The organism is Pseudomonas sp. GW-45 (genome assembly GCF_056896675.1).
Window position 1 is genome coordinate 2,399,346 of record NZ_CM167674.1, and the last position, 13,618, is coordinate 2,412,963.

11 protein-coding genes and 2 tRNA genes are annotated in these 13,618 nt (G+C 55.3%); 1 reads left to right on the forward strand and 12 read right to left on the reverse strand.

Annotated features, from left to right (window positions below):
- Positions 1 to 52: 52 nt before the first annotated feature.
- On the forward strand, positions 53 to 376 hold the full coding sequence (locus tag AC1XYH_RS10915; protein ID WP_483323219.1) for an Arc family DNA-binding protein: 324 nt from the start codon (positions 53 to 55) through the stop codon (positions 374 to 376).
- Between the two features lie 89 nt (positions 377 to 465).
- On the opposite strand, the gene AC1XYH_RS10920 is transcribed toward AC1XYH_RS10915, so the two are convergent.
- The 12 genes from AC1XYH_RS10920 to AC1XYH_RS10975 form a co-directional block, all read right to left on the reverse strand.
- Positions 466 to 1,602: a sodium ion-translocating decarboxylase subunit beta gene (locus tag AC1XYH_RS10920; RefSeq protein WP_483323220.1), complete on the reverse strand. Its 1,137-nt coding sequence runs from the start codon at positions 1,600 to 1,602 to the stop codon at positions 466 to 468.
- Positions 1,603 to 1,612: 10 nt separating this feature from the next.
- Positions 1,613 to 3,385 (reverse strand): sodium-extruding oxaloacetate decarboxylase subunit alpha, encoded by a 1,773-nt coding sequence (oadA, locus tag AC1XYH_RS10925; RefSeq protein WP_483323221.1) that lies wholly within the window; start codon positions 3,383 to 3,385, stop codon positions 1,613 to 1,615.
- Between the two features lie 48 nt (positions 3,386 to 3,433).
- A complete protein-coding gene (locus AC1XYH_RS10930) occupies positions 3,434 to 3,691 on the reverse strand; it encodes an OadG family protein (RefSeq protein WP_483323222.1) in 258 nt (85 codons plus the stop codon).
- Between the two features lie 185 nt (positions 3,692 to 3,876).
- A complete protein-coding gene (gene mgtE / locus AC1XYH_RS10935; RefSeq protein WP_483323223.1) occupies positions 3,877 to 5,316 on the reverse strand; it encodes a magnesium transporter in 1,440 nt (479 codons plus the stop codon).
- A 163-nt stretch (positions 5,317 to 5,479) separates the two neighbouring features.
- Positions 5,480 to 5,556, reverse strand: a tRNA-Arg gene (locus AC1XYH_RS10940).
- Between the two features lie 96 nt (positions 5,557 to 5,652).
- A tRNA-Ser gene (locus tag AC1XYH_RS10945) sits at positions 5,653 to 5,743 on the reverse strand.
- 60 nt (positions 5,744 to 5,803) lie between these two features.
- A complete protein-coding gene (gene csrA, locus AC1XYH_RS10950) occupies positions 5,804 to 5,989 on the reverse strand; it encodes a carbon storage regulator CsrA (protein ID WP_083724804.1) in 186 nt (61 codons plus the stop codon).
- A 149-nt stretch (positions 5,990 to 6,138) separates the two neighbouring features.
- A complete protein-coding gene (locus AC1XYH_RS10955; protein ID WP_483323224.1) occupies positions 6,139 to 7,374 on the reverse strand; it encodes an aspartate kinase in 1,236 nt (411 codons plus the stop codon).
- A 95-nt stretch (positions 7,375 to 7,469) separates the two neighbouring features.
- Positions 7,470 to 10,091, reverse strand: coding sequence for an alanine--tRNA ligase (gene alaS / locus AC1XYH_RS10960; protein ID WP_483323225.1), 2,622 nt, complete (start codon positions 10,089 to 10,091; stop codon positions 7,470 to 7,472).
- A gap of 207 nt (positions 10,092 to 10,298) precedes the next feature.
- Positions 10,299 to 11,309 (reverse strand): arginine N-succinyltransferase, encoded by a 1,011-nt coding sequence (gene astA / locus AC1XYH_RS10965; protein ID WP_483323226.1) that lies wholly within the window; start codon positions 11,307 to 11,309, stop codon positions 10,299 to 10,301.
- A 1-nt stretch (position 11,310) separates the two neighbouring features.
- Positions 11,311 to 12,330, reverse strand: a complete 1,020-nt coding sequence (locus AC1XYH_RS10970) for an arginine N-succinyltransferase (RefSeq protein ID WP_483323227.1) — start codon at positions 12,328 to 12,330, stop codon at positions 11,311 to 11,313.
- Between the two features lie 16 nt (positions 12,331 to 12,346).
- The gene (locus tag AC1XYH_RS10975; protein WP_483323228.1) at positions 12,347 to 13,561 is read right to left on the reverse strand and encodes an aspartate aminotransferase family protein; all 1,215 of its coding nucleotides are present in this window, start codon (positions 13,559 to 13,561) and stop codon (positions 12,347 to 12,349) included.
- Between the last annotated feature and the right edge of the window lie 57 nt (positions 13,562 to 13,618).

Genomic DNA, 13,618 nt, shown 5'->3' on the forward strand with positions numbered 1-13,618 from the left:
GCGCTATTTGGCCGGTATCGATTCACTTCATACAAGCGATTATTGTTGCCCTATGAAAACTGCTACTCAACACTACACCAGCCGCACTGCAGACAAATTTGTTGTGCGTCTGCCGCAGGGCATGCGCGATCGCGTCGCCGAAGTCGCTAAACAACATCACCGCAGCATGAATTCCGAGATCATTGCTCGTCTTGAGCATAGCTTGCTCGACCTGCCTATTCTCCCAGAGCAGACTCAGCCCTCGCGCCAACTGCTGAATGAACAGCAGCTTGAAGGCTTATCGTCTCCAGAACAGGAGCTGCTAACACGCTTCCGGGAGATGAGTCGTCGCCAGCAAAACGCTCTGCTGGCTTTGCTGGTCAACGAGCAACAATAAGGCTCAGCGATATCATCGCTTCAAGCCTGTAATAGATAGCGCATAAAAAACCCGCTCAATAAGCGGGTTTTTTACGACCAGAAAACAGCTTAGCCAGCAAAGTTAAGCAGGACACCCGCCGCTACTGCCGAACCGATTACACCCGCGAGGTTTGGACCCATCGCATGCATCAGCAGGAAGTTGTGCGGATTGGTTTCCAAACCTACCTTGTTCGACACCCGTGCCGCCATCGGCACCGCAGACACACCAGCGGAGCCAATCAGCGGATTGATCGGCGTTTTGCTGAACACGTTCAGCAGCTTGGCCATCAAGACACCCGCTGCAGTACCAGCGCAGAAGGCCAACATGCCCAGAACCAGGATGCCGAGAGTCTTGATTTGCAGAAAAGACTCAGCAGACAACTTGGAGCCGACCGCCAGACCCAGACCTATGGTCACGATGTTGATCAGCGCGTTGCGACTAGTATCAGCCAAACGCTCAACAACACCAGATTCGCGCATCAGGTTACCGAAACACAACATGCCGAGAAGAGGCGCTGCATCGGGCAACAAAAGCGCGACCAGCATGAGCAGCAATAGCGGGAAGATAATCTTCTCGGCCTTGCTGACCACACGCAACTGCGTCATGACAATGCCGCGCTCTTTCTGCGAGGTCAGAGCACGCATGATCGGCGGTTGCAGCAGCGGTACCAACGCCATGTAGGAGTAGGCCGCAACAGCAATCGGACCCAGCAAATCTGGCGCCAGCTTCGAAGTCACAAAGATCGAGGTTGGACCATCCGCACCACCGATAATGGCGATGGAAGCGGCCTCCTTCATGCTGAACTCAAAGCCCGGTATACCTGCCGAGGTAAGCGCCAAAGCGCCCAGCAACGTACCAAAAATACCGAATTGCGCAGCGGCGCCCAGCAGCAAGGTGCGTGGATTTGCCAACATCGGACCAAAGTCCGTCATGGCGCCCACGCCCATGAAGATCAGCAGTGGGAACACGCTGGTTGGCAGGCCCACTTCGTAGATCAAGTGAAGAATACCGCTACCCTGCGCCATGTTGGCGACCGGCAGGTTGGCGAGAATGCCGCCAAAACCGATAGGGATAAGCAACAGCGGCTCAAAGCCCTTGCGAATCGCCAGGTAGATCAGACCAAAACAGACCACCAGCATCACGGCCTGTCCCCAAGCCATGTGGTAGATACCTGTGGTCTGCCACAGTTGGAGGAGCTTATCCATTAATTCCCCCTTAACCTACGGTCAGCAAGGTATCGCCGACCGAAACCGCGTCGCCAACCTTAACGTCAATGGAAGCGACAGTGCCGCCGCGTATCGCGCGTACTTCAGTTTCCATCTTCATCGCTTCGAGAATCATCACAATTTCACCTTCGTCGATCTGATCGCCTACATTGATCAGCACCTTGAAGATGTTGCCGGACAACGGTGCGTTTTGCGCCTCGCCTTCGCCTACCGGAGCAGCAGCGACGGGAGCAGCACTCTCGCCAATCGGCTTGATGCCGGCAATATCGCCGCCTTCGGTCACCTGAACCACGTACTCTTTACCATTGACCTCGACCGTATAAGCCTCAGGGCCTGCACCCTTTACAGCAGCCGGCAATTCCTTGCCAGTTGGCACGGGCTCAAAGGCGTCAGGATTGCCACGATTTTCCAAAAACTTGAGGCCGATCTGCGGGAACAGAGCGTAGGTAAGTACGTCGTCGATTTCGTTCTCAGCGAGCTTGATGCCCTTTTCGCTAGCCAGACCTTTCAACTCAACCGTCAGCTTGTCCATTTCTGACTCAAGCAGATCAGCAGGGCGGCAAGTGATGGCTTGAGCGCCATCCAGCACCCGAGCCTGCAGCTCAGCATTGAAAGGAGCCGGTGCAGCACCGTACTCGCCTTTCAAAATACCGGCAGTTTCCTTGGTGATCGATTTATAGCGTTCACCGGTCAATACGTTGATAACCGCTTGGGTGCCCACGATCTGAGAAGTCGGGGTTACCAGCGGGATGAAGCCCAGGTCTTCACGCACACGGGGGATCTCGGCCAGCACCTCGTCAAATTTATCACTGGCGCCCTGCTCTTTCAGCTGGCTTTCCATATTCGTCAGCATGCCGCCTGGCACTTGCGCGACCAGAATACGGGAATCAACACCTTTGAGGTTGCCTTCAAACTTGGCGTACTTCTTCCGCACTTCTCGGAAGTAGGCTGCCACTTCTTCCAGCAACTCCAGATTCAGGCCCGTATCACGATCGGTGTTCTGGAAGATTGCAACGACCGACTCGGTTGGTGAATGGCCGTAGGTCATGGACATAGAGGAAATTGCGGTATCCACGTTATCGATACCGGCCTCTGCTGCTTTCATGTTGGCCGCAGTTGAAAGACCCGCAGTCGCGTGACACTGCATGTGCACTGGAATGCTCAGCGTGCTCTTCAACTGAGTGACCAGATCGAATGCCACATAGGGGTTCAAAATACCGGCCATATCTTTGATTGCGATGGAGTCGGCACCCATATCTTCGATCTGCTTCGCCAAATCAACCCACATTTGCAGCGTGTGCACCGGGCTGGTGGTGTAGGAAATCGTACCTTGCGCGTGCTTGCCCTGAGCTTTAACGGCTTTCAGTGCAGTTTGCAGATTGCGCGGATCGTTCATTGCATCAAATACGCGGAATACGTCTACGCCATTCGCGGCAGCGCGCTCGACAAACTTCTCGACCACGTCGTCAGCATAGTGACGATAGCCCAACAAATTCTGACCACGCAGCAACATCTGCTGACGGGTGTTCGGCATAGCTTGTTTCAGCGCGCGGATACGCTCCCATGGGTCTTCGCCAAGATAGCGAATGCAAGAATCAAACGTCGCCCCGCCCCAGGATTCGACAGACCAGAAGCCAATCTGATCAAGCTTGCCAGCGATCGGCAGCATGTCATCAAGACGCATACGGGTTGCCAGAATGGATTGATGTGCGTCACGCAGGATCACATCGGTAATGCCCAGGGGCTTTTTAGTATCGGTCATAGTGTTATGGCCTTTATAATTTTAATGGTGAAAACCGCGAAAGGGGTGTCAGGAACTGCGACGCGAGCGATGTTGCTTAATAGCAGCACCGATGGCGGCAACAACATCCGGGTCAACACTGGCAGGGGCAGCGCTAGGCTTGCGTGCAGGCTTTTTCGGCGCAGGCAGCGCCTCAGGAAAATAGCGTGACAAGATGACGGACATAAGACTGGTACAAGCGACCAGCAAAATTAGAAACCCAAAGACTGATCCCATTCCCAGGAACATCAGTTCCACGCCTTCGGCAACCATATTGGTCGGTTCCATTTTATCTCCTGCAGCTCTGGATAGGGGTTGAGTCCATGCTGCTTATAGTTGGAAAAACACAGTGGGTACTCGCACTATTAGGCTGCCGCCAAGCAGCCCTCCCACACGGAAAAACGGCTTAATGTATCCTGATGTGACATTTTTGGCAATCAAAGCGACACCGCAAGACAGAGCGCACACACGGCCTAAAGTAGGAAAATTGTCGCTAAACCGAGGAAGATAAAGAAGCCGCCACTGTCAGTAATGGCGGTTATCAGCACACTTGAACCTAGCGCCGGATCGCCGCCCATGCGTAGGCGAATCAAAGGTATGAATACTCCCATACAGGCAGCGAGCAGCATATTCAGGGTCATTGCTGACATCAACACTATCGCCAACGGCAGACTGCCATATAAAGCAAATGCCACGCCGGCCAATACCAGCCCCCAGAAAACCCCGTTTATCAGGGCAACACTAGCCTCTTTGCGCAGCAAGCGCTTGCCGTGCGCCACCTGAACTTGCCCCGTGGCGACCCCGCGCACAATCATCGTGATGGTTTGATTGCCAGAGTTACCACCGATGCCGGCGACGATAGGCATCAGAGCTGCCAAGGCTACCAATTGCTCGATCGAGTTTTCAAACAGCCCAATTACCCGTGAAGCAATTAACGCGGTGCAGAGGTTGAGCGCCAACCAGGCCCAGCGGTTGCGTACTGACTTCCAGACCGACGCGAAGATATCTTCCTCTTCACGCAGACCGGCAGCATTCAGCACTTCAGCTTCACTCTCTTCCCTAATGTAGTCGACCATCTCGTCAATAGTCAGGCGACCGCAGAGGTGCCCTAGTGCGTCGACCACCGGGGCAGATACCAAGTCGTAGCGCTCAAAGGCTTGAGCAGCCTCACCGGCATCATCTGCGGGATCGAAAACCACGGGGTCGTCCGACATCACATCAATAACCATTTCATCGGGCGAACCCACCAACAGTTTCTTGATTGGCAGCACACCCTTGAGCAGACCCTCGGTATCGACTACGAAAAGCTTATCGGTGTGGTCGGGCAATTCATCGAAACGACGCAGGTAACGACTGACCACCTCCAGGCTGACATCATCACGGATCGTGATCATGTCGAAGTCCATCAATGCGCCTACCTGGTCTTCGTCGTAAGACAGGGCCGACTTCAAGCGATCGCGCTGCTGTGCGTCCAGCGTGTCCATCAGCTCGCGCACGACATCGCGTGGCAGGTCTGGTGCCAGGTCAGCCAGCTCATCCGCATCAAGGGTATTGGCCGCCGCGAGGATCTCGTGGCTGTCCATATCCGCTATCAGCGTTTCACGCACCGCGTCAGAGACTTCAAGAAGAATTTCCCCGTCGCGCTCCACCTTGACCAGTTGCCACACGGCAAGACGCTCAACCAGCGGCAAGGATTCGAGGATGTAAGCAACGTCGGCAGAATGCAGCTCGTCCAGCTTGCGCTGCAGCTTGGTCAACTCCTGTTGATGCACCAGGTGCTCGACCAGCTCTTGATGTTGACCGTCCTGCTTATGTACCAGGCCTTCAACCAAACGCTGACGACTCAACAGCTCCTGCACTTGATCCAAACGATCTTGCAGGCTTTCTGGAGATTTTCTGTTGAGGTCAGGCATAGCAGCATTCCTGGCAGGCCCGCGCCGCGGGATTCAGCACAAGCGGATCAATCAGATCACGCCAATGAGATTGCGCCTCAGCCTAGCAGGCTTTGTGGTGGCGCTCAGCTGTACTTTTATGACAGCAAAAAAAAACCCACTGAGATCAGTGGGTTTTCCTGTTTGGTGCACTCGGGAGGATTCGAACCTCCGACCGCTCGGTTCGTAGCCGAGTACTCTATCCAGCTGAGCTACGAGTGCATTATGGGTGCGAATTATAGGCGGTTTTAATTGCCTGTCAAACATTTTTTTCTTTAAATTCAAAAACTAACGCTTGACAACCTATAAGCCACAAAGTGGCGGAGAGGGCGGGATTCGAACCCGCGATACCCTTTTGAGATATACTCCCTTAGCAGGGGAGCGCCTTCAGCCACTCGGCCACCTCTCCGTAACACGCGCAAAATATTAACCGCGCGCTTCACTAATTGCAACGAAAAACTCAATAAAATTAGTTATTTGGTTCTTCGTCTTTTTCTTTCTGAATCCGCTGGTAGATCTCTTCACGGTGTACGGCCACTTCTTTCGGGGCGTTCACGCCGATTCGTACCTGGTTGCCCTTGACACCCAGAACGGTCACGGTCACTTCATCACCTACCATCAGGGTTTCACCAACCCGTCGAGTGAGTATCAGCATTCCTTTTCTCCTTGCTCATGATCAGGACACAACAGTCTGCAAAACCAGCTTGATGCCTCCAGCCCCTGAGGGGTTACAGGCGGACACGGCAGCCAGAGACCGTGCCCTTACAAGCAAGCCGTTACCGGCCTGCGAGAATTCGATATCGTTCAGACCTCTTGCGCAACTTCCGCATCCAGGTCAAAAGCGGTATGCAGCGAACGCACCGCCAATTCCAAGTACTTTTCGTCGATTACTACCGAGACCTTGATTTCGGAGGTAGAGATCATCTGGATATTAATACTGTCTTTAGCCAGCGCCTCGAACATATTGCTGGCCACGCCAGCGTGCGAGCGCATACCCACACCGACAATAGATACTTTGGCGATCTTGTCGTCGGCGGCTACTTCACGCGCACCGATGCTGATCGCCGTTTCCTTAAGAATAGCCTCCGCTTTGCGGAAGTCATTACGGTGCACCGTGAACGTAAAATCCGTGGTGTTATCCTGCGATACGTTCTGCACGATCATATCCACTTCAATATTGGCGGCACTGACCGGGCCGATAATCTTGAAGGCTACACCGGGGGTATCTGGCACGCCGCGGATAGTGAGCTTGGCTTCATCACGGTTGAATGCAATGCCAGAGATGACGGGTTGTTCCATCGACACATTTTCCTCAAGGGTAATAAGAGTACCTGGGCCTTCTTTAAAGCTGTGTAGAACTCGCAGGGGCACGTTGTACTTGCCAGCGAATTCGACTGCGCGAATCTGCAAGACCTTGGAGCCAAGACTAGCCATCTCCAACATCTCTTCGAAGGTGATCTTGTCCAGCCGCCGGGCGCGCTCGACTACTCGCGGATCAGTGGTGTAGACGCCATCCACGTCGGTATATATCTGACATTCATCAGCTTTCAGTGCGGCAGCCAACGCCACACCCGTGGTATCTGAGCCACCGCGGCCCAATGTGGTGATAGCGCCGTGCTCATCCACACCCTGAAAGCCTGCAACTATGACAACCCTTCCGGCAGCCAGTTCGGCGCGCAAGCGATCATCGTCAATTTGCTGAATGCGCGCTTTACCGTAGGCACTGTCGGTGACAATGCGCACTTGGGAGCCAGTAAAAGATACCGCTGGCACACCCGTCGCTTTTAATGCCATAGCTAACAAGCCAATGGTCACCTGCTCGCCCGTAGAGACAATGACATCCATCTCACGTGCATCCGGCTCGGCCTGAATCTGTTTGGCCAATTCGATCAGTCGGTTGGTTTCGCCACTCATGGCAGACACCACCACAACCAGATCATGCCCTTTGGATTTGAAGCCTTTGATTTTCTCGGCGACCTGCATGATGCGGTCAACGCTGCCAACCGAGGTACCACCAAACTTCTGGACAATAAGCGCCATTTTGTTACGTCAATCCTTACCCAAAGATCGGCTTGCCGACCATTCCCAGGCACCCAAACCGGATGCCACCTTATTTTTCAACAATCAATCAGAGCTTATTGCTGACCAACCCAGATGACTGCATCTACTAGCGCTTGATCCAACGCTGCGACCTCGGTACCGCCGCCTTGCGCCATATCCGGACGCCCACCACCTTTACCGCCCACTGCTTGAGCGGTATTGCGGATCCAATCGCCGGCTTTAACCTTACCGGCCAGATCCTTGGTAACGCCGGCTACCAGGACTACCTTACCGTCAGCTTCACCACCCAATAGAATCGCGGCGGAGCCCAACTTATTCTTTAGCTGATCAACCAACGCCATCAAGCTTTTGCCATCCACACCATCAACCCGCTTGACCAGCACAGTACGCTCACCCACCTTTTGCGCCTCGGCAGCCATATCGCTACCGGCGGCACTGGCGGCCTTGGCTTTAAGCTGATCGACGTCTTTCTCGAGCTGGCGAGTACGCTCAACCAAAGCCGACAACTTATCGATCAACGTATCGCGACTGCCTTTCACTACCTGAGCCGCTTCGCGCAAACGCTCTTCGGTTTGCGCTACAAATTCCAAAGCACCTTGGCCCGTCACTGCTTCGATACGTCTCACGCCTGAGGCAATGCCGCTCTCGGCAATAATCTTGAACAAGCCAATATCGCCAGTGCGCTGTACGTGAGTACCACCACAGAGCTCAACCGAGAAACCGCCACCCATGGTCAGTACGCGGACTTCGTCACCGTATTTTTCACCAAACAGAGCCATGGCGCCTTTTTCTTTGGCCTGCTCAATATTTGTGACTTCAATATCCACCGCAGAGTTCTGTCTGATCTGCTCATTAACTTGATTTTCTAGTTCACGCAACTGCTCAGGCTTGATTGCCTCGTAGTGACTGAAGTCAAAACGCAGGCGCTGGCTATCTACCAACGAGCCCTTCTGCTGAACGTGGTCGCCCAAGGACTGCCGCAGTGCTGCGTGCAGCAAATGCGTTGCTGAGTGGTTCAGCGCGATTGACTGGCGCACTCCGGCATCGACCTGCGCGGTAACTGCGGCGCCCTTGCTCAAGCTACCTTGCAGCACCTTGCCGTGATGCAAATGGGCGTTACCTGCCTTGGTGGTGTCGCTAACCTCAAAGCTAAAGCCATCTGCTTGAAGATAACCGGAGTCACCCACCTGCCCGCCCGACTCAGCGTAAAACGGCGTTTGATCAAGGATCACCACGCCGCTATCGCCTTCGCGCAGTTGGTCAACCAGCTCGCCGTTACAGTACAAACCAACAACCGCGCCCTCGCCGTGCGTACCGGCATAGCCCTGAAAGCGGGTAACCGCGTCTACTTTCACGAGGCTGTTGTAATCCAAACCAAACTGACTGGCTGAGCGCGCACGGTCACGCTGCGCGTTCATGGCGGCTTCAAAACCTGCCTCATCAATGGTCAGCTCACGCTCGCGGGCGATGTCGCCGGTCAGGTCAGCAGGGAATCCGTAGGTGTCATACAGCTTGAAGACCACCTCACCCGGTATCTCTGTGCCCTTAAGCTCAGCCAGGTCCTGCTCCAGAATTTTCAGGCCCTGATCCAATGTTTTAGCGAACTGCTCTTCTTCGGTTTTCAGTACTCGCTCGATATGGGCTTGCTGCGTCTTGAGCTCCGCAAAAGCGTCGCCCATCTCCGCTGCCAATGCCGCAACGATCTTGTGGAAAAACAAACCTTGCGCGCCCAACTTGTTGCCATGTCGGCAGGCGCGGCGAATGATGCGACGCAGCACATAGCCACGCCCTTCATTGGACGGCAGCACGCCATCAGCAATCAGGAAGCTGCAAGAACGAATGTGATCCGCAACCACCTTTAACGAAGCGGCATTATTCTGCTCGCAACCGATGGCCTTGGCAGAGGCTTCAAGCAGGCTTTGAAACAGGTCGATTTCGTAGTTGGAATGCACGTGCTGCAACACGGCACTGATCCGCTCCAACCCCATGCCGGTATCCACACTCGGCGCCGGCAGCGGATGCATCACGCCATCGGCCGTGCGGTTGAACTGCATGAAAACGTTATTCCAGATTTCGATGTAACGATCACCGTCTTCTTCCGGGCTGCCGGGTGGGCCGCCCCAGATGTCTTCACCGTGATCAAAGAAAATTTCACTGCAAGGACCGCAAGGACCGGTATCACCCATTGCCCAGAAATTGTCGGAGGCATAGGGCGCACCCTTGTTGTCGCCGATGCGAATCATACGTTCCGCCGGCACGCCGATCTCTTTGGTCCAGATATCGTAGGCTTCGTCATCGCTGGCGTAGACGGTCACCCAGAGCTTTTCCTGCGGCAGGCTCAGCCAATCCTTGGACGTCAAAAACTCCCACGCGTAATTGATCGCGTCACGCTTGAAGTAATCGCCAAAGCTGAAATTACCCAGCATTTCAAAAAAAGTATGATGGCGCGCGGTATAACCCACGTTTTCCAGATCGTTGTGCTTACCGCCGGCACGCACGCATTTCTGGCTGCTGGTGGCACGCGTATAGGCGCGCTTCTCCAACCCGAGAAAACAGTCTTTAAACTGGTTCATACCGGCATTGGTGAACAACAACGTTGGGTCATTCGCCGGAATCAGCGAACTGGAGGCGACACGGCTGTGCCCCTTTTCTTCAAAGAAATGGAGGAAGGCTTCACGGATTTCTGCGCTTTTCATAAGTCCCTTACCACAAACTGGTCAGCCTGCTGCGACTCGATGGGCATTTCGCGGTCTGCGCCGCGTAGGGGATGTTTACCCGGAGAGCTGCTAAAGCAAGGCAAAGACCCGCATTATATAGGCATCAGCCCGCGCGATGCATTATCTGTGCAGTTGATATTATCTATGGCCAGCATAGGCGCTTGGCGCCCTCCGCGAGATGCCGGCTCAGCCCTGTAGCGCCACCGCTCTGACTGGCGTGCCAGCACGCAGCTTCAACCGCTCTGCCGATGCCGCAGAAACCACCAAGGTGCCAGCCGCAACCCGCGCTGGCGCGGCAATCATACGGCAGTTATCACGCAGGCGATTATGGATCAGATGCGTCGTCGCCTCCTCTCCTGGCGTACCAATTGCCAACAATAAGGTGCGGCTGTCGCGAATAGCACGCACTTGGCTGCGCTGGGCTTCCAGCGTGGCACCTCCGTCAAAAATATCCACGTAGCCCTGATAGCACATACCCTCCTCTTCCAGTACCGCACGACCGGCCTCCGAGTCAGGGTGCACTTGCCCTATGGACTCCCGAGCAGCGTCACTGAGAAAGCAGGCATAGAGCGGAAATTTGGGCATCATCTCAGCAATGAACGCCTTGTTTCCGATGCCCGTCAGATAATCTGCACGAGCAAAGTCCATGCGAAAAAAGTGCTGCCCCAGGCTGTCCCAGAACGGCGAGCGTCCGGCACTGTCCGAAAGGCCGCGCATCTCAACTATGACCCGTGATGAGAAATCCTGAGGGCAGTCTGCCATAAACATGAAACGCGCCTTCGACAACAGGCGCGCGTTATCTCCGTTGCGGAAAGCGGGATCAAGAAAATAGGAGCACAAAGCCGTAGCGCCGGTCAGATCGTTGACCAGAAACAACGTCGGCTGCTGGCGATAGACATTCAGCTCGCGACTAGCCGCCACGGTCAGCCCCATGCGGTAGCTGTACCAGGGCTCGCGCATACCCGCCGCACCAAGCATGCCACTGGTACCCACGACGCGGCCTTGTTCATTTTCCAGCACAAACAGGTAATCCGCATCGGCCTGGGGAGCGGCGCCAGCAAAACTTTGCGCCACGCACTCCAGGCGCTCGACCAGACGATCCTCGCTGGCTGGCAAAGTGGTAAGCCCCGAACCTGCGCTGGCAGCTAGCGCCAATAGCGTATCCAGGTCCTGCATTCCGGCAGCACGAACCAGCATCTCAGTCTCCCCTCACCAGGCGCACTTGATCACCTTCAGCGACGCACAGCTGATCGGCCAGCACTTGATCCAGCACCAGCGGCTCACCCGGCTGCCAGGCAAGCAACAGCGCACCAGCACGAAAATCACCCACCTGCGTATTGGCGACCAACCACAAAGTCTCGCCCGGCTCGCGCGAGCCTATCTGTACCTGCGTCAATACACTATTGCGCACACTGTTGAGCAGCGCTGTTTTGGCATGCACTACCGGACCACCGTCGAAAATATCGACGTAGTTGTCCGTCTCAAAGCCTTCGTCCATCAGAATATCGAATACATCTTGTACCGACGGATTGACCTGCCCGATAACCTCTTGCGCCTCATCCGACAGCATGGGCACATAGATGGGATAGCCCGGCATCAACTCCGCCAGAAAGCTACGCCCACGCTCACTGCCGATGCGCTCTGCCTCAGAGTAACTAACGGAAAAGAAGTGGCGACCCACCGCATCCCAGAACGGCGCATTGCCTTCGCTGTCGCTCACGCCAACCACCTCGACCGAGGTTGACTCGGCAAAGCGCTGCGGGTGACTCGCCATAAACAGCAACCGCCCCCGTGCAGTCAGTTGCATTGCTGCAGGGTCTGATTGGGTATCCGCCAGATGAAAGCCCGCCAACAGGCTATGCCCGGTCAAATCATGGCATAGCGATAAAACATGAATACGGTTATGCAGACCCAACTCACGGGAGGCATGCACGAACATCTCGTTGCGAAAGGTATAGAAGGGGGCACGAAAGCCGGAGGCCGCAATGATGCCACTGCAGCCCACCAGGTCACCGTTATCGGTATCCTCCAGCACAAAGAAATAGCGTTCTTCACCGGTCAAGGTCACTTCTTCTGCCATGGACGCCTGCGAGGCAGCCAGAATCTCCGCCAAACGCTCACGATTGGCCGGCAACGAGGTCACACCGACCGGACTGGCCGCCGCCAACCGTTCGATCTGCGGTAGATCGCTCCGTTTACCCAATCGCAGCATCAACATTGCTTGTCTCCGTGACCTATCCGACCAGCCGTTGCAGGGCCGTGCGCAGACGCTGCATACCTTCGGCAATATCGGCTTCATCGATAATCAAACTAGGCGCCAAACGCAAAACATCAGGGCCGGCCTGCAGCACCAACAAACCCTCTTCTTGCGCCAGCATCTGTATATCCTTGGCCTTGCCGCGCCACTGCTCCGCCATCACAGCGCCCAACAGTAAGCCGCGGCCACGCACTGAAGAAAATACGCCAAACTCACTGGCCATGTGCTGTAACGCTTCAACTAGCATCTGGTTACGCAGCACCACGCCATCCAGCACCTCAGGTGTGTTGACAATATCCATCACCCGGCCCGCCACCGCGCACGCCAGCGGATTGCCGCCGTAGGTACTACCGTGCGTACCGACAACAAAGTGCTCGGCTACCGCAGCAGTGGTCAGCATGGCGGAAATCGGGAAGCCGCCACCCAGGCTCTTGGCACTGGTCAGAATGTCCGGCGTCACGCCGCTGTGCATATAGGCAAACAGTTTGCCGGTACGTCCCATGCCACTCTGCACTTCATCAAACACCAGCAGCGCGTTGTGCTTATCACAGAGCGCGCGCACCTGACGCAGATAGTCATCCGAGGCGGGAATGACTCCGCCCTCGCCCTGCACCGGTTCTAGGACTACGGCACATGTCTGGTCCGAGATCATTGCTTCTAAAGCGGCTATGTCTTGGTAGGGTACGTGGCTGATACCCGCCAATGCTGGGCCAAAACCTTCAGAATATTTCGGCTGACCACCCACGCTGACCGTAAATAACGAGCGCCCGTGAAAGCTGTTACTACAGGCGATGATCTGATGCTTCTCGGCACCATGCAGATTATGCGCCCAGCGCCGCGCCAGCTTGAATGCTGCCTCGTTAGCCTCAGTGCCCGAGTTGGCAAAGAACACCTTCTCAGCGAAGGTCGCCGCCACCAGCTTGTCGGCCAAGCGTAACGCCGGCTCGTTCGTCATGATATTGGAGACATGCCATAGCCGGCCAGCCTGCTCAGTCAACGCTTCAACCAAAGCCGGATGCGCGTGACCCAAAGCATTAACCGCAATACCGCCGGCCAGATCAACATATTCGCGGCCTTGCTGATCCCACAGGCGCGAACCCGCGCCACGCACGGGCACCATGTTCACAGGTGCATAATTGGGCACCATCACACGATCAAAATCAGCCCGACCGACCTCTGTTGACACTGTCATCTCCTTCCCTCTCTTGGCACGCCAACACTGGCATGCTTAATATTCATGTATCACTCG